A 24,863-nucleotide genomic window follows, 5' to 3' on the forward strand; every position below is an offset into this window, starting at 1 on the left:
GCCGTGGCGCAGCGTAGGAGCGGAGTCTTAGGCGGGGCTTAGCACGCGGACCTCGTGCCGCCCGCCCTCGCCATCCGCCGCAAAGGCCAGCAGGCGCAGGGCCTCCTCCTCCACGCCGAGCCGGCCGGCCTTCGGCCAGCGCGTGAAGGGCTCCAGCACCACCGCGGCCGCGTTGTTGTTCGCCGCGCGCTCGACCTTCCAGACGCCCGCGACGAAACCATCGAGCAGCACCGTGCCGCGCACGATGCCGTTGGCGGTGAACACGCGCGCGCGGTGCGCCTCGCTCATCACGCGGCTGCGGTCGGCGTGCGAGAGCAGCAGGTTGTCCCATTCGGCGACCAGGCGCGGCGGCGCGGGTGTGCCCGGGTCGGGGCGCGGCGCGCGCGGCAGGTCGAACAGCTCCTGTCGCTGCTCGCCGACGAAGCTGCGCAGCTGCGGCCGCAGGCGCTCGGCCACGGCCTTCCAGCCCGTGAGGCCCGACCATGCGCCCGCATCGGCCAGCGTGGCGGGGCCGAAGGCCGCGAGGTAGCGCAGCAGCAGCGCGTCCTGCGTGGCCGGCGCGATGTCGGCGGCGGGTTCGCCGAGCCACTGCGCGATGGGCTGCAGCCGTGCGCTCTGGTGCGCGTTCCAGCTGCCCGCGGGCGGCAGGTGCACCAGCGGCACGCTGTTGCGGATGAGTGCGGCGAGCGAGGCGGGCTCGCGGTCTTCAAAGCGCGCCGCCAGGGCCTGGCCGAGTTCGGCGCTGGTGAGCGGGCTTTCGCGCAGCAGCGCGAGGCCCGCCTCCACCACCGCCGCGCGATCGATGCCTTCGAGCGCCCGCGCGTGGCTGCTGCCCTTCAATCCGCGCTGATGCACGGGCTCGAGCAGCGGCCGCCAGGCCAGTGCATCCGATGCAGCCACCAGGTGCAGGGTCGCGCGCATCGCCGACATGCGCACGACGCGGCGCTGCTTCAGGGCTTCGGTCAGCTGCTCGCGGCGAAAGCCTTCGAGCCGGCTCCACAGGCCGATGTAGGGTGGGTTGGGCGCCTGCGCCTGCAGGCCCGCGAGCTTTTCGATGGCCTGTGCGGGAGCCGCCTTGCGCCGCTCCAGCAGCATCTGCCGCGCCAGCGTGGCCCGGTTCAATGCGCGCTGGCTCAGCACCACGGCCATCGGCGGCGGCTCAGAACTTCTCGTGCGGGCCGAGGTAGCGCCACTGCCCCACAGGCAGGTTGCCGAGCATCACCTTGCCGATGCGCACGCGCTTCAGGCCCACCACCTTCAGGCCGACCAGCTCGCACATGCGGCGGATCTGGCGCTTCTTGCCCTCGGTGAGCACGAAGCGCAATTGCTCGGGGTTCTGCCATTCGACCCGCGCCGGCTTGAGCGGCTGGCCGTCGAGGCTCAGGCCGTGGCGCAGCCTGGCGAGCATCGCGGGCGGAAAGACCGCCTGCACATTGGTGGTGACGGGGTCGTCGTCGTCCATGCGCACCAGCTGCCCGGTGGGCGCGGGCTGGCCCAGGCCGTGGTAGGCCACGCGCACCAGGTACTCCTTCTCCATCACCGAGTCCTCGCCGATCAGCTGGCGCGCGATGCGCCCGTCCTGCGTCATCACCAGCAGGCCGATCGAATCGATGTCGAGCCGCCCGCATGGCGCCAGGCCGCGCAGCTGCTGCGGGCTGAAGAAGAAGCGCGCGTTGTCCTCGGCCCAGCGGTTCTGCGGCGTGAAGAGCGTCACCGCGGGCTCATGGCCGTCTTCGGCCTGGCCGCTCACGTAGCCGATGGGCTTGTTGATGAGGATGGTGACCTGGTTCGCCTGCTGGCCCTTGGCGGCCTTGTCGACCTCGATGCGGTCGGAGGGCGTGACCTTCACGCCCATTTCGGCCGGCTTGCCGTTCACCTTCACCCAGCCGTTGGCGATCCATTCGTCGGCCTCGCGGCGCGAGCAGAGGCCGAGCTCGGCCATGCGTTTGTTGAGGCGGATCGGGGCGGGGGCGTCGGTCATGCGGGGCGCGGTCGGTTGGGGGCAGGCAGGTCACGCCCGGTGGAGCGGTGCGCAGCCGCATTTTCGCCGATGGCGGCCGCCCGCGGGATGTGTCGCAATGCATGGGGATAATGCGCGCCAATGGCCCGCCGGCGGCCTCCACCCGCATGACCAAAATACTGATCCTCAGCGTGAGCGCCGGCAACGGCCACGTGCGCGCAGCACAAGCCCTCGAAGCCGCGGTGCAATCGACCCCGCCGCACACGGCGGTCCACATCGACGCCATGGCCCATGTGGCCGGCGGTTTCCGCAAGGTCTACACCGACTGGTACATCCAGCTCGTGAACCGCGCGCCCGAGCTGTGGTCCTACCTGCACCAGCGCACCGATGCCACGCCGCACCATGCGCCTTCGCAGCGCCTGCGCCGCGGCATCGAACGGCTGAGCACCGGCGCCCTCGTGCGCGAGATCCGCCGCGAAAAGCCCGACGCCGTGATCTGCACCCACTTCCTGCCCGCCGAGCTGCTGATGCGCGAGCGCAACCGCGGCCGCATCGACTACCCGGTGTGGCTGCAGATCACCGACTACGACCTGCACAACATGTGGCTGGTGCCGGGCATGGCGGGCTACCTGGCCGCGACGGAGGAGGTGGCCTTCAGGCTGCGCGCGCGCGGCATTCCCGAAGAGCGCATCCACGTGACGGGCATTCCGGTGATGCCGGCTTTTTCCGAACCCGATGCGCCGGCGCTCGCGCGCCATGCCTGCGCCGCGGCGCTCGGCCTCGATCCCGCGCGGCCCGTGCTGCTGATGGCCTCGGGCGGCGCGGGCGTCGGCGACCTGGCGAGCATGGTCGAGCGCGTGCTCTCGCTTGGCGGCGACAGCGGCCTGCAGGTGATTGCCGTGGCCGGCCGCAACGCCGAGGCCCACGGCAAGCTGCAGGCCCTGGCCGCCCGCCATCCGGGGCGCGTGGTGGCCATCGGCTTCACCAACGAGATGCACAAGCTCATGGCCGCGGCCGACCTGGTCGTGACCAAGCCGGGCGGGCTCACGGTGTCGGAGTGCCTCGCGCTCGGCAAGCCGATGCTGCTGATCTCGCCGATTCCAGGGCAGGAAGAACACAACGCCGGCTTCCTGATGGAAGAAGGCGCGGGCTGGCTCGCCTACGACGCCATCGGCCTCGACTACAAGGTGGCGCGCCTCATGGCCGACCCCGCCAAGCTCGCATCCATGGCCCAGCGCAGCCGCGCGCTCGGCAAGCCGCGCGCGGCGGCCGCGGTGCTGCGGCACGTGCTGGGCGAAGCCGCATGACGGGCGCCGTGGAGAAGACGGGCGTGGCCCGCACGCTCGGCTACCTCGCGTGGGTGGTGGTGATGGCGTTCTTCTTTGCCAACGCCGAGATCCAGATCGAAGGCGGCGCCGGCTGGGCCACCTCGCTGCCTACCTGGCGCATCGAGAACAGCATCTGGCTCGACATCTTCTGGGGCGGGCGCGCGATGACGGGCTATCACGCCTGGGTCTTCACCTTCATGGTGCTGGTCTTCTTTGCGCCGCTGGCCTTCAACGGACGCTGGACCTGGCGCGACACAGGGCTGGCCGTGGCGGGCCTGATCGTGTTCTGGGTCTGCGAAGACTTTCTCTGGTTCATCATCAACCCGGCCTTCGGCTGGGCCCGCTTCAATGCGGTGGATGCCTTCTGGCACAAGCACTGGATCTGGGGCGCGCCGGTCGACTACTGGGGCGGGCTGGCAGTGGCCCTGCTGATCCTGGTGGCGCGGCACTGGCGGCGCGCGAAATGAGCGCAAGGAAGCACAAGCGCAGGCACGGCAGCGACGCCGCCGCGGCGCACGCCGCGCCGCGCCCCGGGCACTGGGCCGATCCGCTCGACACGCTCGGGGTCGAGAACCTGCACCGCATCACGCCCACGCTGTACCGCAGCGCGCAGCCGCGCATTGCCAACGTGGCGGCGCTGAAGGCGCTGGGCATCCGCACCATCGTGAGCCTGCGCTCCTTCAACGACGACCGGAAGGTGTTCGCGGGCAGCGGCATCCGCCTGGTGCGCGTGCCGATCAACACCTGGTCGATCGACGACGCCAAGGTGCTGCGCGCGCTGGTGGCCATTCGCGAGGCCGAGAAGCAGGGGCCGGTGCTGATCCACTGCATGCACGGCGCCGACCGCACCGGCGTGGTCGCGGCGGCCTACCGCATGGCGGTGCAGGGCTGGGACAAGGAAAGCGCGCGCCAGGAGATGTTCCGCGGCGGCTATGGCTACCACACGCTGTGGCGCAACATCCCGCGCTACATCGAGCGCTTCGATGCACAGAAGATGGGCCATGCGCTGGCCCATGCACCGGCGGTTCCTGCCGTGTCCTGAAGGCGTCTGCAGCTTTCGCGCACCGCTCCTATACTGGCCGCCCCGTGGCCCTGGGCCACCTTCGAACCTGCCTCTTCCACGAGGCACAAGGGGCTCATCCATGGCACTGCAACTGCGCTCCCTCGTCCGCGCGAACGGCGAACTCGAACTCTCGCTGCACGACGAGCCGATTCCCGAACCCCAGGCGCACGAAGTCGTGATCCGCATCGAGGCCTCGCCGATGAATCCGTCGGACCTGGGCCTGCTGTTCGGCGCGGCCGACATGGGCACCGCCAAGGTTTCCGGCACGCCCGAACGGCCGATCGTGACGGCCACCGTGCCCGAGCGCGCCATGCCGGCGATGGCCGGGCGGCTGGACCAATCGATGCCGGTCGGCAACGAAGGCGCCGGCGTGGTGGTCAAGGCCGGTTCGTCGCCCGCGGCACAGGCGCTGCTGGGCAAGACGGTGGCCGCGATCGGCGGCGCGATGTATTCGCAGTACCGCGCGGTGGCCGCGGCCCAGTGCCTGGAGCTGCCCGCGGGCACGGCGCCGGCCGAAGGCGCATCGTGCTTCGTGAACCCGCTCACTTCGCTCGGCATGGTCGAGACGATGCGGCGCGAAGGCCACAAGGCGCTGGTGCACACGGCCGCGGCATCCAACCTGGGCCAGATGCTCAACAAGATCTGCCAGAAGGACGGCATCGCGCTGGTCAACATCGTGCGCAAGCCCGAGCAGGAGGCGCTGCTGCGCGGCATCGGAGCAAAGTACGTGTGCAGCACGAGCTCGCCCACCTTCCTCGAAGACCTGACGCAGGCGCTGGTCGAGACCGGCGCCACGCTGGCCTTCGACGCCACGGGCGGCGGCAAGCTCGCGGGCCAGATCCTCGGCTGCATGGAAGCGGCACTCAACCGCACCGCCAAGGAATACAGCCGCTACGGCTCGACCACGCACAAGCAGGTCTACATCTATGGCGGCTTGGACCGCTCGCCGACGGAGTTCGTGCGCAACTTCGGCATGGCATGGGGCATGGGCGGGTGGCTGCTGTTTCCGTTCTTGCAGAAGCTCGGGGATGAAGGCGTGCAGCGCTTGAAGGCGCGCGTGGTGGCCGAGTTGAAGACCACGTTTGCGAGCCACTACACGCGGGAGGTTTCGTTGCTCGAGGCGCTGCAGCTCGATGCGATCGGGGTGTATGGGAAGCAGGCGACGGGGGAGAAGTTCTTGTTGAATCCGAACAAGGATGTGGCGGCGTAAGTGCCGTTGCCCTCACCCTAGCCCTCTCCCGGAGGGAGAGGGAGCAACACAGCCTGACGTCGCGCATTCGGTCTTGTCCCCTCTCCCTCCGGGAGAGGGCTAGGGTGAGGGCTCTGTGCCCCCAACAAAGCGCGGCCCCCGCCAGCTAAACCACCAGCCGATACCCCACCGCAGTCTCCGTCAACAAATGCCGCGGCTGCGCCGGATCCGCTTCCAGCTTCTGCCGCAGATGCCCCATGTAGATGCGCAGATAGTGGCTCTGGTCCGTGTGCGACGGCCCCCACACCTCGCGCAGCAGCTGGCGCTGCGTGAGCACGCGGCCGGCGTTGGCGACGAGCACTGACAGCAACCGGTACTCGGTCGGCGTCAGATGCACTTCGGCGCCGGCCCGGCGCACGATGCGCGCGGCGCGGTCCAGCTCGACCTCGCCGAAGCGGAACACCGCTTCTGCCGCTTCGTCGCCGCCCGCCGCGCGTGGCCGGCGCAGGTTGGCGCGCACGCGCGCGAGCAGTTCGCCGGTGCCGAAGGGCTTGGTCAGGTAGTCGTCGGCGCCGGCATCGAGCGCGGCGATCTTGTCGGCCTCGTCGCTGCGCGCGGACAGCACGATGATCGGCACGGCCGACCAGCCGCGCACATCGCGGATCAGCGACACGCCATCGCCATCGGGCAGGCCGAGGTCGAGCACCAGCAGGTCGGGCTGGCGCGTGCCGGCCGCCGCCAGGCCGTCGCGCAGCGTGCCGGCCTCGTGCACCAGCCAGCCCTCGGCCTCGAGCGCGCCGCGCACGAAGCGCCGGATCTGCGGCTCGTCCTCGATCACGATGGCGGTGGGCGATGGCATGGGTTCAGGGTTGGGCTTCTTCGGCAGTTTCCGGTGGCTCCCGGCGCGGCAGGGTGACCGTGAATTCTGCACCGCCGCCCTGCGCATTGGCCGCGGCAATCTCGCCGCCGTGCGCGCTCACCACGGCGCGGCAGATCGCCAGGCCCAGGCCCACGCCCGGCGTGGCCGATTCGGTTTGGCCGCGCGTGAACTTGTCGAACAGCTTCTGCTCGCGGCCCAGGAGGGCGGCGGGCAGGCCCGGGCCGTGGTCGCGCACCGTGAGCCTCAGCATGCCGGGCTCGGCCCGCGCGCCGACCACGATGGGCGGCGCGCCGTACTTGGTGGCGTTCTCGATCAGGTTGACCAGCACGCGCTCGATCAGCACGGCATCGAACTCGACCAGCGGAAGCCCGGGCTCGAGCGCGGTCTGCACCACGGTAGTGCCGAGCGCGGTGCGCGCCGCGCGGATGGCCGAGCCGACCACCTCTTCCACCGACTGCCAGTCGCGCCGCAGGTTCACCGCACCGCCCGCAAGGCCGCTTTCGAGCCGCGCCATGTCGAGCAGGTTGTTGACCAGCGCGTGCAGCTCGTGCGCCTGCGCGACGATGGCGCGCGCCGCCTCGGCATGCGCTTCGGGCGGCAGCGTCTGCAGCGATTCGGCGAGCGCGATCAAAGCGGTGAGCGGCGTGCGCACGTCGTGCGAGATGGCGCCGAGCAGCGCGTTGCGCAGGCGCTCCGATTCCATCTCGACCACCGCCTGCTGCGCCACCTCCACATAGTGCACGCGCTCCAGCGCAATCGCGATCTGCCGGGCCAGCGTGTCGAGCTGCTGCGCCTGCTCGGGTATCAGCAGCCAGCGCGGCTGCGCCGGCGACAGCGCAAGCACGCCGCGCACGCGCATCGGCGCCTGCAGCGGCACGTAATGCCAGGGCTGCGCCGCCAGCGTGGCGGTGGCCAGGCCCGCGGGCTGGCCGTGGCGGAAGGCCCAGTCGGCCACCTGCGCATCGAAGCCCTCGGGCGGGCTCTTGGGCAGCACGAGCTGGTCGGCCGCGTCGGTGACCAGCACCAGCGCCTGGCCGCCGAAGTGCCCCTGCACCGCGGCGGCGCCCAGCGCCACCACCTGCGTGCTTTCGAGCGCGGCCGAGAGTTCGCGCGTGAGCTCGAACAGCGAGCGCGCACGCCGCTCGCGGCTGGTCGACACGCCGGCCGCAAAGCGCAGCCCCGCCATCAGCTGTCCCACGAGCAGGCCCACGCCGAGCATGATCGCGAAGGTCAGCACGTACTGCACGTCGCTCACCGCGAACGACAGGCGCGGCGGCACGAAGAAATAGTCGAACGCCGCCACGTTGAGCAGCGCCGCGAGCGCCGAGGGTCCGCGGCCGAAGCGCATGGCCACGCCGACCACGCCCAGCATGAACAGCATCACGATGTTGGACAGCTCCAGCACATGGGCCAGCGGCGTGCACAGCAGCGTGAGCGCGACGCTCGCGGCCGTGGCCCAGGCGTAGCCCGGCCAGTGGACGGGTGCCTTCTCGTGGCCGTCGTCGTCGGCGCGCGTGGCGGCGATGGGCGCACGCGCCAGGCGGCGCGAACTGTCGGCGCGGCCGACCTCCATGATGTCGAGCGCGGGCGCGCGCCGGGCCAGCGCGCGCGGCAGCGGCATCGGCGTGGCGGGCCACCAGCGGCGCCAGCCGGTGGCCGGCTCCGGCCGCCCCAGCACCAGCGTGGCGCAGTTGAGCCGCCGCGCCTCGTCGGCCAGTTGCTCGGCCACGTCGGAACCGGTGAGCACCGCGGTGGCTGCGCCCAGTTCCTCGGCCAGCTTGAGCACCGCGAGGATGCGGTCGCGCTCCTCGGCGGCGAGCCGCTGCAGCCGCGGCGTCTCGACGTACGCGGCATGCCAGCGCACGTTGAGCTGGCCCGCGAGCCGCGCCGCGGTGCGCACCGTCTGCGCGTCGCCCTCGTGCGGCCCGACGCACGCGAGGATCGCGCCCGAGGTGTTCCAGGCCTGCAGTTCGCCGCCCTGCCCGTCCTTTGCGTTGCGGCCGGCCGCGCCCGACTGCTCGACGCGCCAGCCGCGCACGTCGTCTTCCACATGCTCGGCGGTGCGGCGCAGCGCAATCTCGCGCAGCGCGATCAGGTTGCCCTTGCGGAAGAAATTCTGCGCAGCGCGCTCGGCCTGCTGCGGAAGGTAGACCTTGCCGGCCGCAAGCCGCGCCGCGAGTTCGTCGGGCGTGACGTCGACCAGCACCACCTCGTCGGCTTCGTCGAGCACGGTGTCGGGCACGGTCTCGTGCACCCGCACGCCGGTGATGGCGCCGACCGTGCCGTTGAGGCTTTCCAGATGCTGCACGTTGAGCGCAGACCACACCTCGATGCCCGCGGCCAGCAGTTCCTGCACGTCCTGCCAGCGCTTGGCATGGCGCGAGCCGGGCGCATTGGTGTGGGCCAGTTCGTCGACCAGCAGGACGGCGGGCTTGCGCGCGAGGGCGGCATCCAGATCGAATTCGGCCAGCCTGCGGCCGCGGTGGTCCACCTCGCGCAGCGGCAGCAGCTCGAGCCCCGCAAGCAATGCCGCGGTTTCGCTGCGGCCATGGGTTTCGGCCACGCCGATGAGCACGTCGCGCCCCGCGGCACGCTCGCGCTGCGCAGCGCTCAGCATGGCCCAGGTCTTGCCCACGCCGGCGCTCGCGCCAAAGTAGATGCGCAGCTTGCCGCGCAGCGCACGCGCCTCGTCGCTGCGCAATTGCGCGAGCAATGCGTCGGGATCGGGGCGGGGAATGTCGCTCATCGGCCACGCAGGTTAGCGCATCGTCCGACACGCATGCCAGCCGCGCACCGAACGATTCGCCCGGGGGCGAAGCATCGAATCTGCGGCGTCCCCAGAATGAACCACGTTGCAACCCGGAAGCTGCGCCCCATGAACATGGCCTCTCTCTTCAGCCCGGCACGCGCCGCCGGCAAGCGCCAGGGCCTGGCGCTCATCACGCTGTGCCTTGCCGTGCTGGTCGCACAGATCGACATGGCGGTGGTCAACCTCGGCACACGCCCCATCGGCGAATATTTCTCGGCGAGCGTCATCGCGCTGCAGTGGGTGCTCGACAGCTACAACCTGGTCTATGCGGTGCTGCTGCTCACCGGGGGCCTGCTGGCCGACCTCTACGGCCGGCGCCGCATCTTCATGGTGGGCGCGGCGGTCTTCACGGGCGCATCCCTGCTGTGCGCCATGGCGACTTCGGTCTGGCTGCTGATCGCCGGGCGGGCGCTCGCGGGCCTGGGTGCGGCGCTGCTGATGCCCGCATCGCTCGCGATCATCCGCGTGACCTGGCAGGACAGCGCGGAGCGCGGCCGGGCGCTCGGGATCTGGGCGGCATGCAACGGGCTCGCGATGGCCATCGGCGCACCGCTGGGCGGCGTGCTGATCCGCCACTTCGGCTGGCGCAGCATCTTTCTTGCGGTGATTCCGCTGGGCCTTGCCGCGCCGGTGCTGGCGCTGCCGTCCATTGCCGAGTCGTCGGACCCCGAAGACCGCAGCTTCGACGCCATGGCCCAGGCCTTCGGCGCCCTGGCGCTCGGCGGGCTGGCCTTTGCGGCCATCCAGTCGCACGATGCACCGCGGCTCGCCGCCGCCGCGTGGGTGGCGGCCGCGGCCGCCTTCGTGCTGTTCGTGCGCATCGAGCGCGGCAAGGGCGCCGCCGCGCTGGTGCCGCTCGACATCTTCGGCGTGCCGGCGTTCCGCGGCGCGATGGCCGCCACCATCGGCATGACCTTCGGCATGTACGGCGCGCTGTTCCTGCTGCCGCTGACCTGGCAGGGCACCGGCATGCTCGATGCCGCGCACGCCGGCCTCGCGCTGATTCCGATGTCGCTGGTGTTCGTGGCGGTCTCTCCGTTCAGCGGCCGGCTGGCCAGGTGGCTCGGGCCGCGCGCCCTGACCTGCGGCGGGGTGGCGGTGATCGGCTGCGGGCTGCTGCTGATCGGCCTGGGCGCGCAGCGCGCCTCCATCGTGCCGGCCGAGCTCGGGCTGATGCTCACCGGGCTGGGCATGGGCCTGGCGACCGGGCCGCTGATGGGCGAAGCCGTCGGCGCCGTGGATGCGGCGCGCTCGGGCACGGCCGCTTCGCTCATCAACGTTGCGCGCATCGCGGGGGCGACGCTCGGCGTGGCGGTGCTCGGCGCGGTGTACGCCGCGGCGCACGGCGGCCCCGGCGGGTTGCGCCTGGCGATGTTCTGCGGCGCGGCGATGCAGATCGGCTGCGCGGCCTTCGCCTGGCGCACGGCTCGCCCGCGTTGAACCGCGGCGGGGCTCGGCGGCCATGACTCCGTCTCCTCAGCGCGCCGCTGCCGAAGCATCGAGCGCGATATTCAGCGCCAGCACATTGACGCGCGGCTCGCCCAGCCAGCCCCAGAGCGGCGCCTGCGTGTGGCTGGCGACCAGCGCATTCACCTGCTCCAGCGGCAGGCCGCGCACGCGTGCCACGCGCTGCGCCTGGTAGTGGGCGGCGGCGGGGCTGATGTCGGGGTCGAGCCCGCTGGCCGAGGCCGTGACCAGGTCCACCGGCACGGCCGCGGCATTGCCCGGGTCGGCGGCGCGCAGCGCCTCGATGCGCTGCTTGACCGCATCGGCCAGCGCCGGGTTGAGCGGCCCGAGGTTCGAGCCGCCCGAAGCGCTCGCGTTGTAGGGCTGCGGCGCGGTGGCCGAGGGCCGGCCCCAGAAGTGCTTCGGATCGCCGAAGTTCTGGCCGATGAGGCTGGAGCCCACGGTGGTGCCGCCCTGCACGACCAGGCTGCCGGCCGCCTGCGCCGGGAACAGCGCCTTGGCGGCGCCGGTGACGGCCAGCGGATAGGCCAGGCCGGTGAGCGCGCTCAGCAGCGCAAAGAGCACGAGCGCGGGACGAATGACGTTGTTCATGGTGAAGAACTCCTCAGACCAGTTGGACTGCGACCAGCAGCCAGTCGATCAGCTTGATGCCGATGAAGGGAACGAGCAGGCCGCCGAGGCCGTAGATGGCCAGGTTGCGCCGCAGCAGCGCGGCCGCGCCCACCGGCCGGTAGCGCACGCCCTTGAGCGCGAGCGGAATCAGGAACACGATGACCAGCGCGTTGAAGACCACCGCCGAAAGAATCGCCGACGACGGGCTCGCGAGCCGCATCACGTTGAGCGCGCCGAGCTGCGGATAGGTCGAGACGAAGATCGCCGGAATGATCGCGAAGTACTTCGCCACGTCGTTGGCGATCGAGAAGGTGGTGAGCGAGCCGCGCGTCATGAGCAGGGCCTTGCCGGTCTCCACCACCTCGAGCAGCTTGGTCGGGTTCGAATCCAGGTCGACCATGTTGCCGGCCTCCTTCGCGGCCTGCGTGCCGCTGCCCATGGCCACCGCCACGTCGGCCTGCGCGAGGGCGGGCGCGTCGTTGGTGCCGTCGCCGGTCATCGCGACCAGGCGGCCTTCGGACTGGTACTGGCGGATCAGCGCGAGCTTGTCCTCGGGCGTGGCCTCGGCCAGAAAGTCGTCGACGCCGGCCTCGGCCGCAATGGCCGCGGCGGTGAGCTTGTTGTCGCCGGTGATCATCACGGTCTTGATGCCCATGCGGCGCAGCTCGGCAAAGCGCTCCTTGATGCCGGTCTTGACGATGTCCTTGAGCTCGACCACGCCGAGCACGCGGTTGCCCTCGGCCACGGCCAGCGGCGTGCTGCCGCGGCGCGCCGTTTCCTCGGAGGCGCGCAGCACCTCGGCCGGCATGCTGCCGCCGAGCGATTCGACATGCCGGCGGATCGCATCGACGGCGCCCTTGCGCAGCAGCACCGCGTCGGTGTCGAGACTGTTGGGTGCAGCCGGCAGGTCGACGCCGCTCATGCGGGTCTGGGCCGTGAAGGACACGAAGCGCGCGCCTTCGACAGATGCGGCCTCCAGGCCATCGCGGCGAGCGAGTTCGATGATGCTGCGGCCCTCGGGCGTTTCATCGGCCAGCGACGCGAGCATGGCGGCCCGCGCGAGGCGGCCCTTCGGCACGCCAGGTGCGGGCAGGAAGGCACTCGCCTGGCGGTTGCCGTGCGTGATGGTGCCGGTCTTGTCGAGCAGCAGCACGTCGACGTCGCCGGCGGCTTCCACGGCGCGGCCCGAGGTCGCGATCACGTTGGCCTGCATCATGCGGCTCATGCCGGCCACGCCCACGGCCGAGAGCAGGCCGCCGATGGTGGTCGGGATCAGGCACACCAAGAGCGCCACCAGCGCGGTGAGCGACACCACGGTGCCCGCGCCCGCGGCTTCCACGCTGAACACCGAGAACGGCAGCAGCGTGACGGTGACCATCAGGAACACCAGCGTCAGCGCGACCAGCAGGATGGTGAGCGCAATCTCGTTGGGCGTCTTGTGGCGCTTGGCCGCCTCGACCATGCCGATCATGCGGTCGAGGAACGACTCGCCCGGGTTCACCGAGATGCGCACCACCAGCCAGTCGGACAGCACGCGCGTGCCGCCGGTCACGGCCGAGAAGTCGCCTCCCGATTCGCGCACCACGGGCGCCGATTCGCCGGTGATGGCGCTCTCGTCGACCGAGGCCACGCCTTCGATCACTTCGCCGTCGAGCGGGATGACGTCGCCGGTCTCGACCAGCACCACGTCGCCCTTGCGCAGGTTGGGCGCCTGCTCGGGAAGCCACTGGCCACCATGGCGCGGCTCCTGCAGCTTCTTGGCCCAGGTGTCCTTGCGCAGGCCGCGCAGCGAAGCGGCCTGCGCCTTGCTGCGGCCCTCGGCCAAGGCTTCGGCGAAGTTCGCGAACAGCACGGTGAACCACAGCCAGACGGTGATGGCCAGCACGAAGGCGGGCTTCATGCCGGTGTCGCCGGGGAAGCTCAGCGAATGCACCCAGAGCAGCGTCGTGAGGATGCTGCCGATGTAGACGATGAACATCACCGGATTGCGCCACTGCGTGCGCGGATCCAGCTTGGCGAAGGCGCCCCACAGCGCGGGCTTCACCAGTGCCGCGTCGAGCAGCGAAAGGGAGGTCTTCGAGTTGGTCATGGTGCGCTCCTTCATTTCCAGAGCACGAGGTGTTCGACCACCGGCCCCAGGGCCAGCGCCGGCACGTAGTTGAGAAGGGCGACCAGCAGCACCGTGCCGATCAGCAAAGAGACGAACAGCGGCCCGTGCGTGGGCAGCGTGCCGCCGGTGACGGGCAGGCGCTGCTTGGCTGCGAGCGAACCGGCAATGGCCAGCACCGGCACGATCACCGCGAAGCGGCCGAGCCACATCGCAAGCCCGAGCAGGCCGTTGTAGAACGGCGTGTTGGCCGACAGCCCCGCGAAGGCGCTGCCGTTGTTGTTGGCGGCCGAACTCAGCGCGTAAAGAATCTCGGAGAAGCCGTGCGCGCCGGGGTTCGCAATGCCGGCCTTGCCCGCGCCGGCCAGCACCGCCACCGCCGTGCCGGCCAGCACCAGCACCGGCGTGACCAGGATGGCGATGGAGATCAGCTTCATCTCGCGCACCTCGATCTTCTTGCCGAGGTACTCGGGCGTGCGGCCGATCATCAGCCCCGCGATGAATACTGCGAGCATCGCGAAGATCAGCATGCCGTAAAGCCCGCTGCCCACGCCGCCGAACACCACCTCGCCCAGCTGCATCAGCACCATGGGCACCATGCCGCCGAGCGGTGTGAAGGAGTCGTGCATCGCGATCACCGCGCCGCACGAGGCGGCCGTGGTGACGGCGGCGAACAGCGCCGAGGCATCGATGCCGAAGCGCACCTCCTTGCCTTCCATGTTGCCGCCGCTCTGCAGCGCGCCGTGCAGCTGGTCGACGCCCAGCGCGCCGAGGAGCGGATTGCCGGCCTGCTCGGCGGGAATGACGACCATCACCGCCGCCACGAACATCACCGTCATCGCCGCGAGCACCGCCCAGCCCTGCCGCAGGTCACCCGCCACGCGCCCGAACGCGAAGCACAGCGCCGCCGGGATCAGGAAGACCGCGATCATCTGCAGCAGGTTGGCGAGCGCGCTCGGGTTCTCGTACGGGTGCGCCGAGTTGGCGTTGAAGAAGCCGCCGCCGTTGGTGCCGAGCATCTTGATGGCTTCCTGCGAAGCCACCGGACCCATCGCAAGCGTCTGCCCGCCCGCCGCCGTGGCCTCGACCGTCTGCACGGTCTTGTAGGCATCGAAGTTCTGGATCACGCCCTGGCTCACGAAGAACACCGCGAGCACGAACGACATCGGCAGCAGCACCCAGAGCGTGATGCGCGTGAGGTCGGCCCAGAAGTTGCCGACCAGGCCCCTGGCCTTGCCGTCGCCGCGCCGCGCAAAGCCGCGTATCAGCGCGAAGGCCACCGCAATGCCGGTGGCGGCCGAGAAGAAGTTCTGCACCGCGAGCCCGAGCATCTGCGTGAGATAGCTCATGGCCGACTCGCCGCCATAGCCCTGCCAGTTGGTGTTGGAGACGAAGCTCACCGCGGTGTTGAAGGCCGAGTCGGGCGATACGGCGCCCATGCCCGCGGGATTCAGCGGCAGCCAGCCCTGCAGCCGCTGCAGCGCATAGACGAAGACCGCGCCCACGGCATTGAAGGCCAGCAGCGCAATGGCATAGCGCAGCCAGTGCATCGACTGCTCCGGCCTGGTGCCGGCGATCTTGTAGAACGGCGCCTCGACACGCTGCATCCAGCGCGGCACGCGCTCGCTGCACAGTGCGGCAAGGAATTTGCCGACGGGCCAAGCCAGCACCAGCAGTGCGGCCAGGAAAAGAGCCAACAGGCCCCATGCGGAGGAAGTCATCTCAGAACTCCTCGGCACAGATCAGTGCGAACACGAGGTAAGCGAACAGGACCACGGCAACCAGGGCGCCGAAGCCATAGAGCGCTTCGAGGCCGATCACGATGCGTCTCCTTCTGCTGCTACCGCGTTCCTCGGCGCGCCGAGCCGGTCCAGCCCCACAGCCATGGCCGCCACCACGGCCCACAGCGCCAGCAAGGCGCCCATCCAGACGAAGTCCATTCATCACTCCTCAAGCGAAAACAAGGACTCGAGTCTCGGCAGGCGCCCGTAAAAACGGGGAACAGAGTCGGCCGGGGCGCATAAAGAAACCGTAAAGGCGTCCCCTCCTTTTCAAAGGGCTCGACAACACCTCGGCTGTCATTTGATAATCAAAGCAAGCTCTTTGAATAAAAAAAGGATGACCACGCGCCACCTCGACGCCAAGCCCGGCTGGATGCCGCACCAGCCGGCGGACCGCATCCTGTCCACGCTCAAGACCCGCGGCGCGCTCGGCATTCCCGACATCGCCAAGGTGCTCGACGTCACGGTGGAGGCCGTGCGCCAGCAGATGGCCAAGCTGCAGGCCGAGGGCCTGGTCGATGCCGAGAGCCGCCCGGCGGGCCGCGGCAGGCCCACGCAGATATGGCGCCTCACCGGCGCCGGCCACGCCCGCTTTCCAGACACGCATGCCGAGATGACGGTGCAGATGATCAGCGCCGTCATCAGCGTGTTCGGCGAGAAGGGCATGGACCGGCTCATCGGCGCGCGCGAGGAGGCCATGCGCACCAACTACCGCGAGGCCATGCGCGGCGCGCGCAGCCTGAAGAACAAGCTCGAGCGGCTGGCCGAGATCCGCAGCCGCGAGGGCTACATGGCCGAGCTGCGGCCCGAGGGCGACGGCTTCCTCTTCATCGAGAACCATTGCCCCATCTGCACCGCGGCGCGCGCCTGCACCGGCTTTTGCCGCAGCGAGCTCCAGCTCTTCGACGAAGTGCTGGGCCCCGGCGTGAGCGTGAGCCGCGTCGAGCACGTGCTCGCGGGCGCGCGGCGCTGCGCCTACCAGGTGAGCCCGAAGAGCGCGCCCTGATCCGATTCGATTTCCAAACCAACCCGAAAGGAAAACCCACCATGGAACACACCCTGCCGCCCCTGCCATACGCCCTTGACGCGCTGGCACCCGAGTACTCGAAGGAAACCCTCGAGTACCACTACGGCAAGCACCACAATGCCTACGTGGTGAACCTCAACAACCTGCAAAAGGGCACCGAGTTCGAGTCGATGCCTCTCGAGGACATCGTCAGGAAGTCCAGCGGCGGCATCTACAACAACGCCGCCCAGATCTGGAACCACACCTTCTTCTGGAGCTGCATGAAGCCCCAGGGCGGCGGTGCTCCCACGGGCGCGCTGGCCAAGGCCATCGATGCCAAGTGGGGCAACTACGACGCGTTCAAGGAAGCCTTCGTGAAGTCGGCCGTGGGCAACTTCGGCTCGGGCTGGACCTGGCTGGTGAAGAAGGCCGACGGTTCGGTGGACATCGTGAACATGGGTGCCGCGGGCACGCCGCTGACCACCGGCGACACCCCGGTGCTGACGGTGGACGTCTGGGAGCACGCCTACTACATCGACTACCGCAACCTGCGCCCCAAGTTCGTCGAGACCTTCCTGGCCAAGCTGGTGAACTGGGACTTCGCGGCCAAGAACTTCGGCTGAGGAGCCGGGTCCGGCCCGGCGGGCATCCTCATCACCCGTTGATGAGATTGAGGATGTTGCCGTCCGGGTCCTTGAACCATGCGACCTTCATGTCGCCCATGACATGGATGTCGCCTTCGAGCTTTGCGCCGGGCATGTCGTAGTGCTCGAAGCGCACGCCCTTGGCCTTGAGCGCGGCCACGAGCCGCTCGATCTCGCCATCGACCGGCCAGGTCACGGCCGTGGCCTGGTTGGTGCCCGCAAAGGCCGAGCGGTACACGTTGATGCGCGAGTTGCCGCTGCGGTAGACGATCACCTCGTCGCCCTCGGCATCGACCTGCGCCAGCCCCAGCGTGCCTTCATAGAAACGGCGCGCCACGGCAAGGTCCTTCACCGCGAGATTGGCCACCGCGTTGATGTTTCCGAGCATGAGAGTCTCCTGTGAAGCCCATCGCGCAGTGGACGCGCGGCGGGCGAGCCAAAAATACTCAACCATTTGGTGGAGTATTTGGCGTTGGCGGGCTGCTGTCAATCCATCGGAAAATACCCCGCCAGCCGATATGGGCCCCATCGCGAATGAAGAATCCGCAAGGCCCCGCTTCCGGCACACTGCACCCCCGGTGCAGTGACCGCCATCCACGGCTGCTGCAACCCCGAATCGCTCAGACAAAGAGACAAGCAAACCCATGATCCGCAGACACTTCGGCACGCTGGCCATCGCGCTGGCACTTCCCCTGGCCTTCACCGCCCCTGCGCAGGCACAGTCCTACCCCGCCAAGCCCATTCGCATGGTCGTGCCCTTCCCGCCCGGCGGCGGCACCGACATCCTGGCGCGGCTGGTCGCGCAGAAGCTCACCGAGGCCAACCACTGGACCGTGGTGCCCGACAACCGCGGCGGCGCCGGCGGCACCATCGGCATTGCGGAGGCCGCGCGCGCCGCGCCCACGGGCTACGACATCGTGATGGGCCAGAAGGACAACATGGTCGTCGCGCCCTGGCTCTACAAGAACCTGAGCTACAACCCGGTGAAGGACCTCACGGCCGTGGCGCACGTGGCCTACACGCCGGTGGTGATCGTCACGCAGGCCAACTCGAAGTTCAAGACGCTCGACGACGTGGTGAAAGCCGCGCGCGCGGCGCCCGACACCGTCACCTACGGCTCGCCCGGCAACGGCACCACCATCCACCTGGCCGGCGAGATCTTCAACGGCGCCGCCCAGATCAAGATGCGCCACGTGCCCTACAAGGGCTCCAACGCGGCCATGATGGACGTGCTCGCGGGCAACGTCGACCTGATGGTCTCGTCGGTGCCCTCGGCGCTGGCGCAGATCAAGGCGGGCAAGCTGCGCCCGCTGGCCGTGACCTCGGCCAAGCGCAGCACCTCGCTGCCCGAGACGCCCACCGTGGCCGAGCTCGGCTACAAGGGCTTCGACGTGTCGACCTGGTACGGCCTCTTCGTGCCCGCCAAGACGCCGAAGGACGTGATCGCCACGCTGAATACCGAAGTCAACAAGCTGCTGGCCACGCCCGAGATGAAGGCCGCCATCATCGCGCAGGGCGCCGAGCCGCAGGGCATGACGCCCGAACAGTTCGAGACGCTGCTGAAGACCGACTACGAGAAGTGGAAGGGCATCGTGCAAGCCTCGGGCGCGACCATCGAATAACCGCGGCCGCCGCACAATGGCGTCTCCACCACAGGCCGCAGCGACGGCACGGAGACACCGATGGCAGCACAGCGCAAGAGTTCGAAGAACAACACCCTCCTGCTGAAGGCCACCACCCTGGCAGCGGTGGCCGCCCTGGTGCAGGGCTGCGCGCAGACGCCGGCCGGCACCACCGCAGGGCTGCCCGCCGCGCCGTCCGAGGCCAGCGTGGCGGCCCATGTGGCGACCGCCACGCGCGCAGCCGGCACCGACCTCAAGCCCCTGCTGACCCTGTGCCAGCCCGCCCCCGCCGCCCGGCCGCCGCAGGACGCGCTCGACAAGAGCCTCACCGGCTTCATCAACCGGCCCGCGCCGCCGCCGGGCCAGGCCTTCGACAACCTTTACTTCGTGGGCGCCGACTGGGTCAGCGCCTGGGCGATCAAGACCTCGCAGGGCATCATCCTGATCGATGCGCTCAACACCCAGGCCGAGGCCGCGGCGCTGATCGAAGGCGGCATGCGCAGGCTGGGGCTCGACCCGGCGCAGATCAAGTACGTGGTCGTGACGCATGGCCACGGCGACCACTACGGCGGCGCCAGCTACCTCGCGCAGAAGTACCGCGCACGCGTGGTGATGAGCGAAGCCGACTGGACCATGACCGAGACCAGGCTCGAATTCGCGACGCCGATCTGGGGCGCGCCGCCCAAGCGCGACATCTCGGTGAAGGACGGCGACCGCATCACGCTCGGCGACACCAGCGTCACGCTGTACCTCACGCCGGGCCACACCATGGGCACGATCTCTCCGGTGTTCGACGTGAGCACGGGCGGGCGCAAGCACCGCGCAATGCTCTGGGGCGGCACCGGCTTCAATTTCGGCAAGGACGTGCCGCGGCTGGACGCCTACATCGGCGCCACGCAGCGCATGGGTGCGATCGCGCAGAGCCAGCGCATCGACGTGATGCTGTCGAACCATTCGAACATCGACGGCTCGCAGGCCAAGCTCGCCGCGCTGCGGCAGCAGCCTCCGCCGGCCGCGAACCCGTTCGTGCTCGGCACACCGACGGTGGAGCGTGCGCTGGCCGTGATGGGCGAGTGCGCGCAGGCGCAGCGCGACAGGTTCTTGCTGTAGCCCCTTCGGCACTGCGCGGAAGTTGACGTCGCCGTGCCCCCACCCCTGCCCTCCCCCGGGAGGGGAGGGAGAAACACGGAGAGGATCAGTCCGGCGTGAACTTCTTGTTGAAGATGTCGACGTCCGATGCCAGCTCGAAGGTCGCCACCTGGCCCATCCTGCCGTCACTCAGGCGGCAGGCGGAGAACAGGCTGTAGCGGCCCTTGAAGTAGAACTCGTCCATCACGATCAGCGCGTACGGGTACGGCACGAAGACCTGGTGCTCGAAGATGACGCGGTGCACGTTCCTCGGCGACGGAAAGAGCTTGTAGTCGCCGGTGTCGATCGACTTTGCGGTGGCCATGGTGTGCTCTCCTTGCCGGCGCTCAGGCCGGGTCGCGCACGTCGGCCACGGGGTTGCGGCCGAAGTCTTCGCGCGCCAGGTACTTGAGCACCTTGGCCGCGGCGGCGGCCGGACTGTCGAGGCGGCCTTCCTCCTTCATGCTCACGAAGCGCGTGCGGTCCGGAAACTTCTCGTCCGATGCGCCGCGCAGCTGCACCTGCATGTCGGTGTCGATGATGCCGGGCGCGAGCGAGACGATGCGCGCGCCGTTCGGCGCGGCAGCCTCCTCGAGCGCCACGGCGCGCGAGAAGTGGTCCATGCCGGCCTTGGCCGCGCAGTACGGCGCCTGGCTGCCCATGGCATTGCGCCCCAGGCCCGAGGAGATGTTGAGCACCTTGCGCGCGCCGCGCCATCCGCGCGTGGCGCCCAGGAAGGCAGCGGTCAGCAGCATCGGCGCTTCGAGGCCGACGCGCAGCGCCTGCGACAGCTCGGTGCCGACCGCGCTCGCGAGCGGTGCGGGGTTGCCGACGGTGCCGGCGTTGTTGATCAGGGTCACGCTGTCGAAGCGCTGGCCGTCGAGCGTTTCGAGCCAGGCCGAGAGGCGCGCCGATGCGGCCACCGGATCGGACAGGTCCTGCTCCCACTGGATGAGTTCTGCGCCGGCCTGTTGCGCGGCTTGCGCAAGCTGCGGCTCCTGCCTGCGCGAAATGCCGAGCACCGTGTGGCCGGCCTGCAGCAGCTGTTCGGCCATGGCGCGGCCCAGGCCGCGCGAGGCGCCGGTGATGAGGGTGAGGTGGGAAGAAGCGGTCATCGGGAAAAGAGTCTTTCTGGAACGAAGGCGCGAGGTTAAGCGGTATAGGGAGGCCCCGGGCTCAGCCGTTGCGGAACTGGTTGCGCAGGAAGTTGCGGTGCCGCGCGATGTGCTGCAGCTGCGCCGGCGCGATGGTGCCGCCAAGGTCGACCTCGTCGGCCCCGTTGAGCACCGCGTTGGCATGGGTCATTGCACGCGCCACGACCTCTTCCTCGCTCAGGCCGAGCTGCGCCGCCAGGTCGAGCGCCACGCGGCGCATGGCGCGCTGCGAGAGCATCCACATCGCGCCGAAGCGATCCCAGGCGAGCGCGGCCTCGTCGGCCTTCTCGCGCTCGGCAAGGATCTCGGCGAGCGGCTTGGCCAGCACCGCATCGAGCGCGTCGATCTTCTCGGTGAGCGCCTCGTTGCGCGCGATGGCTTCCTCGAGCGTCGGGCCGGTGTCTGCGGCCTTGGCCTTTGCTGGCGCCTCGGGCGGCGGAATGAAGGCGGCCTGCGCATCCGCGGGCACGATCTGGAGCTGGTCTTCGAGGGTCATGGGTTTTCCGTTTCGGGTGAGCGGCTGTTGCTGCTGTTCTTCTTGTTCGACATCGCGCTCGCGCGCAGGCCCGGCAGGTCGAGCACGCGCAGCCCACCGTACTCCACGCGGATCAACCCCTCTGCCGACAGGCCGTTGAGCGCCTCGTTCACGCGCTGGCGCGACAGGCCGACCAGGTAGGCCAGCTCCTGCTGCGTGATGCGCAGGACCTCGCCCACGCCCGGGTAGAGCACCGGGTTGAACAGCGAGACCAGGTTGCGCGCCACGCGCGCGTCGGGGTTGTTGAGCCGGTCGATCTCCAGCGCCGCAATGAACTGGCCGAGCCGCTCGTTGAGCTGGTTCATCACAAAGCGGTTGAAGCCGATCGAATGGTCGAGCAGCCAGTGGAAGCTCTCGATCGGCAGCCCCGCCACCACGCTGCGCCGCAATGCCTGGATGTTGTAGCGGTAGGGCTCGCGCTTCATCACCGTGCCTTCGCCGAACCAGCCGCCGGGCGGCACGCCGGTGTAGGTGACGGAGCCGCCGTCGGCGTTGTCGTTGCTCATCTTGAGCAGGCCCTCGACCACGCCGAACCAGTAGGTGGGCGAGCGGCCGACGCGGCAGACCAGGTCGCCGACCTCGGCCTCGCCCACCACCAGCGCGGCTTCGGCGCGGCGGCGCTCGGATGGCGTGAGCGTGGGCAGCCACGGAATGCCGCCGAGCTCGGCGCCGCTAGGGGGACGAACTCGGTCCTTGATGGAACCACCCAGCACGTTGCGTTGATTGGGATTGCCGTGAGGCATCGGGAAACTCCGGGGAGTAGTGTCCCTAGGATTGTCGTTGGAACGACAACACGGCGTCAAAGTGGGGCCTACGATCCGCCCACTGTGCAAACCACCGCCCCCACCTTTCCCCGTCTGCTGCTTGCGCATGCGCAAGCCCAGCCCCAGGCGCCCGCCATCCGCGAGAAGGATCTCGGCATCTGGCAAACCTGGAGCTGGAGCGCCGTGGCGCAGGAAGTGCGCGAAATGGCCTGCGGCCTCGCGAGCCTGGGCTTCAAGCCCTTCGACAACCTGTCCATCGTGGGCGCCAACCGCCCGCACCTGTACATGGCGGTGCTCGCGGCGCAGAGCCTGCGCGGCGTGCCGGTACCGCTCTACCAGGACGCGGTGGCCAGCGAGATGGTCTTCATGCTGCAGGACGCGGCCATCGACTTCGTGATCGTGGAGGACCAGGAGCAGGTCGACAAGCTGCTCGAATGCCGCGAGCTGCAGAAGGACCAGCAGCACGGCATCCGCCACATCATCTACGACGACCCCAAGGGCCTGCGCCACTACGACCAGCCCGGGCTCATGAGCTACGAGCAGCTGCGCGAACTGGGCCGCGAATTCGACAAGACCCACGTCGGCTACTACGACCGCGCGGTGGCCAGCGGCGAGGCCACCGACGTCGGCGTGATCCTCTACACCTCGGGCACCACCGGCCGGCCCAAGGGCGTGTGCCAGACGCATGCGAGCTTCATCGCGGCGGGCCGCGGCGGCGTGGAGACCGACAGGCTCGGCCCCGGCGACAACATCATGAGCTACCTGCCGATGGCCTGGGTCGGCGACCACCTGTTCTCGGTGGCGCAGTGGCTGGTGGGCGGCTTCACGCTCAACTGCCCCGAGTCGTCCGAAACGGTGATGAACGACATGCGCGAGATCGGGCCGAGCTACTACTTCGGCCCGCCGCGCACCTTCGAGGGCCTGCTCACGGCCGTGTCGATCCGCATGGAAGACGCGGCCGCGCCCAAGCGCTGGCTGTACGGCAAGTTCATGGCGCTCGCGCAGCGCGTGGGCGCGGACATCCTCAACGGCGCGCCGGTGGGCACGGGCGACCGGCTGATGTACAGCCTTGGCAACCTGCTGGTCTACGGGCCGCTGCGCAACGTGCTGGGCATGAGCCGCATCCGCGTGGCCTACACGGCCGGCGCGGCCATCGGGCCCGACCTGTTCCGCTTCTACCGCTCGATCGGCGTCAACCTCAAGCAGTTCTACGGCCAGACCGAGACCTGCGCCTATGTGTGCCTGCAGCAGGACGGCAAGGTCAAGCTGCAGACCGTGGGCACGGCCGCGCCGGGCATCGAACTCAAGATCGCCGAGGACGGCGAAGTGCTGGTGCGCGGCGTCTCGGTGCTCAAGGAATACTACAAGCGCCCCGACGCCACGGCCGAGGTGCTCGACGCCAACGGCTACTTCCACACCGGCGACGCGGGCGTGCTCGACAGCGAGGGCCACCTGCGCATCATCGACCGCGCCAAGGACGTGGGCCGGCTCGCGAGCGGCGCGATCTTTGCGCCCAACTACATCGAGAACAAGCTCAAGTTCTTCCCGCAGATCAAGGAAGCCGTGTGCTTCGGCAACGGGCGCGAAGAGGTCTGCGCGGCCATCAACATCGACTTCGAGGCGGTCGGCAACTGGGCCGAGCGGCGCGGGCTGGCCTATGGCGGCTACGTCGACCTGGCCGGCAAGCCCGAGGTGCTGGCGCTCGTCGCCGAATGCATCGCCAAGGTGAATGCCGACCTGGCGAGCGAAGACGGCATGGGCGAGACGCAGATCGCGCGCTTCCTGGTGCTGCACAAGGAGCTCGACCCCGACGACGACGAGCTCACGCGCACGCGCAAGGTGCGGCGCGGCTTCATCGCCGAGAAATACGCGGTGCTGGTCAGCGCGCTCTACGGCGGCAAGACCGAGCAGTACATCGAGACCCAGGTCAAGTTCGAGGATGGACGCACGGGCGTGGTGAATGCCACGCTGAAGATCGTCGAGACCAGGACCTTCCCCATCGTGAAGGCGGCCGCATGAGCAACAACAACAGAAAAGTCGGCGACGTCATCCTCGACGTGCAGAACATCAGCTTGAGCTTCGGCGGCGTGAAGGCGCTCACGGACATCAGCTTCAACGTGCGCGAGCACGAGGTGCGGGCCATCATCGGGCCCAATGGCGCGGGCAAGAGCTCGATGCTCAACTGCATCAACGGCGTCTACTGGCCGCAGCAGGGCTCCATCACTTTCCGCGGCCAGACCTTCAAGCACATGAACTCGCGCCAGGTGGCCGAGATGGGCGTGGCGCGCACCTTCCAGAACCTGGCGCTCTTCAAGGGCATGAGCGTGCTCGACAACATCATGACGGGGCGCAACCTCAAGATGAAGAGCGGCCTGCTCGCGCAGGCGCTGCGCTGGGGACCGGCCGAGCGCGAGGAGCTGCAGCACCGCGAGTTCGTCGAGCACATCATCGACTTCCTGGAGATCCAGGCGCACCGCAAGACGCCGGTGGGCCGCCTGCCCTACGGCCTGCAAAAGCGCGTCGACCTGGGCCGCGCGCTCGCGATGGAACCGCAGGTGCTCCTGCTCGACGAGCCGATGGCCGGCATGAACGTGGAGGAAAAGCAGGACATGAGCCGCTTCATCCTCGACGTGAACGACGAGTTCGGCGCGACCATCGTCCTCATCGAGCACGACATGGGCGTGGTGATGGACATCTCCGACCGCGTGGTGGTGCTGGACTACGGCAAGAAGATCGGCGACGGCACGCCCCACGAGGTGCGCAACAACGAAGACGTGATCCGGGCATACCTGGGCGTGGAGCACTGACGCCATG

At 69.4% G+C, this 24,863-nt stretch carries 25 protein-coding genes; 11 read left to right on the forward strand and 14 right to left on the reverse strand.

Annotation, left to right across the window (positions count from 1 at the left end):
- Positions 1-27: 27 nt before the first annotated feature.
- Positions 28-1,149, reverse strand: coding sequence for a winged helix DNA-binding domain-containing protein (locus tag ACAM58_RS24805; protein WP_369663709.1), 1,122 nt, complete (start codon positions 1,147-1,149; stop codon positions 28-30).
- Positions 1,150-1,159: 10 nt separating this feature from the next.
- Positions 1,160-1,981: a pseudouridine synthase gene (locus ACAM58_RS24810; protein ID WP_015867735.1), complete on the reverse strand. Its 822-nt coding sequence runs from the start codon at positions 1,979-1,981 to the stop codon at positions 1,160-1,162.
- 146 nt (positions 1,982-2,127) lie between these two features.
- Between ACAM58_RS24810 and ACAM58_RS24815 the strand changes: the two genes are divergently transcribed.
- From ACAM58_RS24815 to ACAM58_RS24830, 4 genes are all read left to right on the forward strand, one after another.
- Positions 2,128-3,267 carry a glycosyltransferase gene (locus ACAM58_RS24815; protein ID WP_369663710.1) on the forward strand — a complete coding sequence of 380 codons (1,140 nt, stop codon included), beginning with the start codon at positions 2,128-2,130 and terminating at the stop codon, positions 3,265-3,267.
- Positions 3,264-3,755, forward strand: a complete 492-nt coding sequence (locus ACAM58_RS24820) for a hypothetical protein (protein ID WP_018905130.1) — start codon at positions 3,264-3,266, stop codon at positions 3,753-3,755. The genes ACAM58_RS24815 and ACAM58_RS24820 overlap by 4 nt, the downstream gene beginning before the upstream one ends.
- Positions 3,752-4,330 carry a dual specificity protein phosphatase family protein gene (locus ACAM58_RS24825; RefSeq protein ID WP_018905131.1) on the forward strand — a complete coding sequence of 193 codons (579 nt, stop codon included), beginning with the start codon at positions 3,752-3,754 and terminating at the stop codon, positions 4,328-4,330. Before ACAM58_RS24820 ends, ACAM58_RS24825 begins: the two co-directional genes overlap by 4 nt.
- A 100-nt stretch (positions 4,331-4,430) precedes the next feature.
- Complete coding sequence (locus tag ACAM58_RS24830) at positions 4,431-5,561, forward strand: zinc-binding dehydrogenase (protein WP_369663711.1); 1,131 nt, start codon at positions 4,431-4,433, stop codon at positions 5,559-5,561.
- Between the two features lie 145 nt (positions 5,562-5,706).
- Here the strand turns inward: ACAM58_RS24830 and kdpE are convergent, their stop codons facing one another.
- Both kdpE and ACAM58_RS24840 read right to left on the reverse strand, forming a co-directional pair.
- Positions 5,707-6,399: a two-component system response regulator KdpE gene (gene kdpE / locus ACAM58_RS24835; RefSeq protein WP_307593358.1), complete on the reverse strand. Its 693-nt coding sequence runs from the start codon at positions 6,397-6,399 to the stop codon at positions 5,707-5,709.
- Between the two features lie 4 nt (positions 6,400-6,403).
- Positions 6,404-9,166: a DUF4118 domain-containing protein gene (locus ACAM58_RS24840; RefSeq protein ID WP_369663712.1), complete on the reverse strand. Its 2,763-nt coding sequence runs from the start codon at positions 9,164-9,166 to the stop codon at positions 6,404-6,406.
- A gap of 129 nt (positions 9,167-9,295) precedes the next feature.
- Here ACAM58_RS24840 and ACAM58_RS24845 point away from each other — a divergent pair, with 129 nt between their 5' ends.
- Positions 9,296-10,669 (forward strand): MFS transporter, encoded by a 1,374-nt coding sequence (locus tag ACAM58_RS24845; RefSeq protein WP_369663713.1) that lies wholly within the window; start codon positions 9,296-9,298, stop codon positions 10,667-10,669.
- A gap of 36 nt (positions 10,670-10,705) precedes the next feature.
- Here the strand turns inward: ACAM58_RS24845 and kdpC are convergent, their stop codons facing one another.
- From kdpC to ACAM58_RS24870, 5 genes are read right to left on the reverse strand one after another with little or no spacing between them, the layout of a single operon-like run.
- Entirely contained in the window at positions 10,706-11,287 is a 582-nt protein-coding gene (gene kdpC / locus ACAM58_RS24850) for a potassium-transporting ATPase subunit KdpC (RefSeq protein WP_018905136.1), read from the reverse strand.
- Positions 11,288-11,300: 13 nt separating this feature from the next.
- Positions 11,301-13,397, reverse strand: coding sequence for a potassium-transporting ATPase subunit KdpB (kdpB, locus tag ACAM58_RS24855; RefSeq protein WP_026284079.1), 2,097 nt, complete (start codon positions 13,395-13,397; stop codon positions 11,301-11,303).
- Between the two features lie 11 nt (positions 13,398-13,408).
- Positions 13,409-15,136 (reverse strand): potassium-transporting ATPase subunit KdpA, encoded by a 1,728-nt coding sequence (gene kdpA, locus ACAM58_RS24860; protein WP_369663714.1) that lies wholly within the window; start codon positions 15,134-15,136, stop codon positions 13,409-13,411.
- A gap of 1 nt (position 15,137) precedes the next feature.
- The gene (gene kdpF, locus ACAM58_RS24865) at positions 15,138-15,236 is read right to left on the reverse strand and encodes a K(+)-transporting ATPase subunit F (protein ID WP_018905139.1); all 99 of its coding nucleotides are present in this window, start codon (positions 15,234-15,236) and stop codon (positions 15,138-15,140) included.
- Positions 15,233-15,355, reverse strand: a complete 123-nt coding sequence (locus tag ACAM58_RS24870) for a hypothetical protein (protein ID WP_369663715.1) — start codon at positions 15,353-15,355, stop codon at positions 15,233-15,235. Before ACAM58_RS24870 ends, kdpF begins: the two co-directional genes overlap by 4 nt.
- Positions 15,356-15,533: 178 nt before the next feature.
- Between ACAM58_RS24870 and ACAM58_RS24875 the strand changes: the two genes are divergently transcribed.
- Both ACAM58_RS24875 and ACAM58_RS24880 read left to right on the forward strand, forming a co-directional pair.
- Positions 15,534-16,202 (forward strand): helix-turn-helix transcriptional regulator, encoded by a 669-nt coding sequence (locus ACAM58_RS24875; protein ID WP_369663716.1) that lies wholly within the window; start codon positions 15,534-15,536, stop codon positions 16,200-16,202.
- Between the two features lie 41 nt (positions 16,203-16,243).
- Positions 16,244-16,825 (forward strand): superoxide dismutase, encoded by a 582-nt coding sequence (locus ACAM58_RS24880; RefSeq protein WP_018905141.1) that lies wholly within the window; start codon positions 16,244-16,246, stop codon positions 16,823-16,825.
- A 31-nt stretch (positions 16,826-16,856) separates the two neighbouring features.
- On the opposite strand, the gene ACAM58_RS24885 is transcribed toward ACAM58_RS24880, so the two are convergent.
- Positions 16,857-17,234 carry a VOC family protein gene (locus ACAM58_RS24885; RefSeq protein ID WP_018905142.1) on the reverse strand — a complete coding sequence of 126 codons (378 nt, stop codon included), beginning with the start codon at positions 17,232-17,234 and terminating at the stop codon, positions 16,857-16,859.
- Positions 17,235-17,490: 256 nt separating this feature from the next.
- On the opposite strand from ACAM58_RS24885, the gene ACAM58_RS24890 reads away from it, so the two are divergent.
- Positions 17,491-18,468, forward strand: coding sequence for a Bug family tripartite tricarboxylate transporter substrate binding protein (locus ACAM58_RS24890; RefSeq protein ID WP_369663717.1), 978 nt, complete (start codon positions 17,491-17,493; stop codon positions 18,466-18,468).
- Between the two features lie 60 nt (positions 18,469-18,528).
- Complete coding sequence (locus ACAM58_RS24895; RefSeq protein WP_369663718.1) at positions 18,529-19,578, forward strand: MBL fold metallo-hydrolase; 1,050 nt, start codon at positions 18,529-18,531, stop codon at positions 19,576-19,578.
- An 85-nt stretch (positions 19,579-19,663) separates the two neighbouring features.
- Here ACAM58_RS24895 and ACAM58_RS24900 read toward each other — a convergent pair whose 3' ends face one another.
- The 4 genes from ACAM58_RS24900 to ACAM58_RS24915 all read right to left on the reverse strand — a co-directional run bounded on the left by ACAM58_RS24900 (position 19,664) and on the right by ACAM58_RS24915 (position 22,028).
- Complete coding sequence (locus ACAM58_RS24900) at positions 19,664-19,921, reverse strand: hypothetical protein (protein WP_369663719.1); 258 nt, start codon at positions 19,919-19,921, stop codon at positions 19,664-19,666.
- Positions 19,922-19,943: 22 nt separating this feature from the next.
- Positions 19,944-20,711, reverse strand: coding sequence for an SDR family NAD(P)-dependent oxidoreductase (locus ACAM58_RS24905; protein WP_369663720.1), 768 nt, complete (start codon positions 20,709-20,711; stop codon positions 19,944-19,946).
- Positions 20,712-20,772: 61 nt separating this feature from the next.
- A complete protein-coding gene (locus tag ACAM58_RS24910) occupies positions 20,773-21,246 on the reverse strand; it encodes a hypothetical protein (RefSeq protein WP_369663721.1) in 474 nt (157 codons plus the stop codon).
- A complete protein-coding gene (locus tag ACAM58_RS24915) occupies positions 21,243-22,028 on the reverse strand; it encodes a Crp/Fnr family transcriptional regulator (protein WP_369663722.1) in 786 nt (261 codons plus the stop codon). The genes ACAM58_RS24910 and ACAM58_RS24915 overlap by 4 nt, the downstream gene beginning before the upstream one ends.
- 84 nt (positions 22,029-22,112) lie before the next feature.
- On the opposite strand from ACAM58_RS24915, the gene ACAM58_RS24920 reads away from it, so the two are divergent.
- Both ACAM58_RS24920 and ACAM58_RS24925 read left to right on the forward strand, forming a co-directional pair.
- Positions 22,113-24,068, forward strand: a complete 1,956-nt coding sequence (locus tag ACAM58_RS24920; protein WP_369663723.1) for a long-chain fatty acid--CoA ligase — start codon at positions 22,113-22,115, stop codon at positions 24,066-24,068.
- Positions 24,065-24,856 (forward strand): ABC transporter ATP-binding protein, encoded by a 792-nt coding sequence (locus ACAM58_RS24925; RefSeq protein WP_369663724.1) that lies wholly within the window; start codon positions 24,065-24,067, stop codon positions 24,854-24,856. The genes ACAM58_RS24920 and ACAM58_RS24925 overlap by 4 nt, the downstream gene beginning before the upstream one ends.
- The last annotated feature ends 7 nt before the right edge of the window (positions 24,857-24,863 follow it).

The organism is Variovorax sp. V116, from assembly GCF_041154435.1.
Lineage (GTDB): Bacteria > Pseudomonadota > Gammaproteobacteria > Burkholderiales > Burkholderiaceae_C > Variovorax > Variovorax paradoxus.

Bases quoted from the DNA above. Each gene is read 5' to 3' on its own strand.
- kdpA (WP_369663714.1), bottom strand. From the start codon at position 15,136: ATGACTTCCTCCGCATGGGGCCTGTTGGCTCTTTTCCTGGCCGCACTG.
- ACAM58_RS24890 (WP_369663717.1), top strand. From the start codon at position 17,491: ATGATCCGCAGACACTTCGGCACGCTGGCCATCGCGCTGGCACTTCCC.
- ACAM58_RS24915 (WP_369663722.1), bottom strand. From the start codon at position 22,028: ATGCCTCACGGCAATCCCAATCAACGCAACGTGCTGGGTGGTTCCATC.
- ACAM58_RS24870 (WP_369663715.1), bottom strand. From the start codon at position 15,355: ATGGACTTCGTCTGGATGGGCGCCTTGCTGGCGCTGTGGGCCGTGGTG.
- kdpB (WP_026284079.1), bottom strand. From the start codon at position 13,397: ATGACCAACTCGAAGACCTCCCTTTCGCTGCTCGACGCGGCACTGGTG.
- ACAM58_RS24805 (WP_369663709.1), bottom strand. From the start codon at position 1,149: ATGGCCGTGGTGCTGAGCCAGCGCGCATTGAACCGGGCCACGCTGGCG.
- ACAM58_RS24910 (WP_369663721.1), bottom strand. From the start codon at position 21,246: ATGACCCTCGAAGACCAGCTCCAGATCGTGCCCGCGGATGCGCAGGCC.
- ACAM58_RS24840 (WP_369663712.1), bottom strand. From the start codon at position 9,166: ATGAGCGACATTCCCCGCCCCGATCCCGACGCATTGCTCGCGCAATTG.
- kdpC (WP_018905136.1), bottom strand. From the start codon at position 11,287: ATGAACAACGTCATTCGTCCCGCGCTCGTGCTCTTTGCGCTGCTGAGC.
- ACAM58_RS24845 (WP_369663713.1), top strand. From the start codon at position 9,296: ATGAACATGGCCTCTCTCTTCAGCCCGGCACGCGCCGCCGGCAAGCGC.
- ACAM58_RS24880 (WP_018905141.1), top strand. From the start codon at position 16,244: ATGGAACACACCCTGCCGCCCCTGCCATACGCCCTTGACGCGCTGGCA.
- ACAM58_RS24830 (WP_369663711.1), top strand. From the start codon at position 4,431: ATGGCACTGCAACTGCGCTCCCTCGTCCGCGCGAACGGCGAACTCGAA.
- ACAM58_RS24895 (WP_369663718.1), top strand. From the start codon at position 18,529: ATGGCAGCACAGCGCAAGAGTTCGAAGAACAACACCCTCCTGCTGAAG.
- ACAM58_RS24875 (WP_369663716.1), top strand. From the start codon at position 15,534: ATGACCACGCGCCACCTCGACGCCAAGCCCGGCTGGATGCCGCACCAG.
- ACAM58_RS24925 (WP_369663724.1), top strand. From the start codon at position 24,065: ATGAGCAACAACAACAGAAAAGTCGGCGACGTCATCCTCGACGTGCAG.
- ACAM58_RS24820 (WP_018905130.1), top strand. From the start codon at position 3,264: ATGACGGGCGCCGTGGAGAAGACGGGCGTGGCCCGCACGCTCGGCTAC.
- kdpE (WP_307593358.1), bottom strand. From the start codon at position 6,399: ATGCCATCGCCCACCGCCATCGTGATCGAGGACGAGCCGCAGATCCGG.
- ACAM58_RS24885 (WP_018905142.1), bottom strand. From the start codon at position 17,234: ATGCTCGGAAACATCAACGCGGTGGCCAATCTCGCGGTGAAGGACCTT.
- ACAM58_RS24900 (WP_369663719.1), bottom strand. From the start codon at position 19,921: ATGGCCACCGCAAAGTCGATCGACACCGGCGACTACAAGCTCTTTCCG.
- ACAM58_RS24905 (WP_369663720.1), bottom strand. From the start codon at position 20,711: ATGACCGCTTCTTCCCACCTCACCCTCATCACCGGCGCCTCGCGCGGC.
- ACAM58_RS24810 (WP_015867735.1), bottom strand. From the start codon at position 1,981: ATGACCGACGCCCCCGCCCCGATCCGCCTCAACAAACGCATGGCCGAG.
- ACAM58_RS24815 (WP_369663710.1), top strand. From the start codon at position 2,128: ATGACCAAAATACTGATCCTCAGCGTGAGCGCCGGCAACGGCCACGTG.
- ACAM58_RS24825 (WP_018905131.1), top strand. From the start codon at position 3,752: ATGAGCGCAAGGAAGCACAAGCGCAGGCACGGCAGCGACGCCGCCGCG.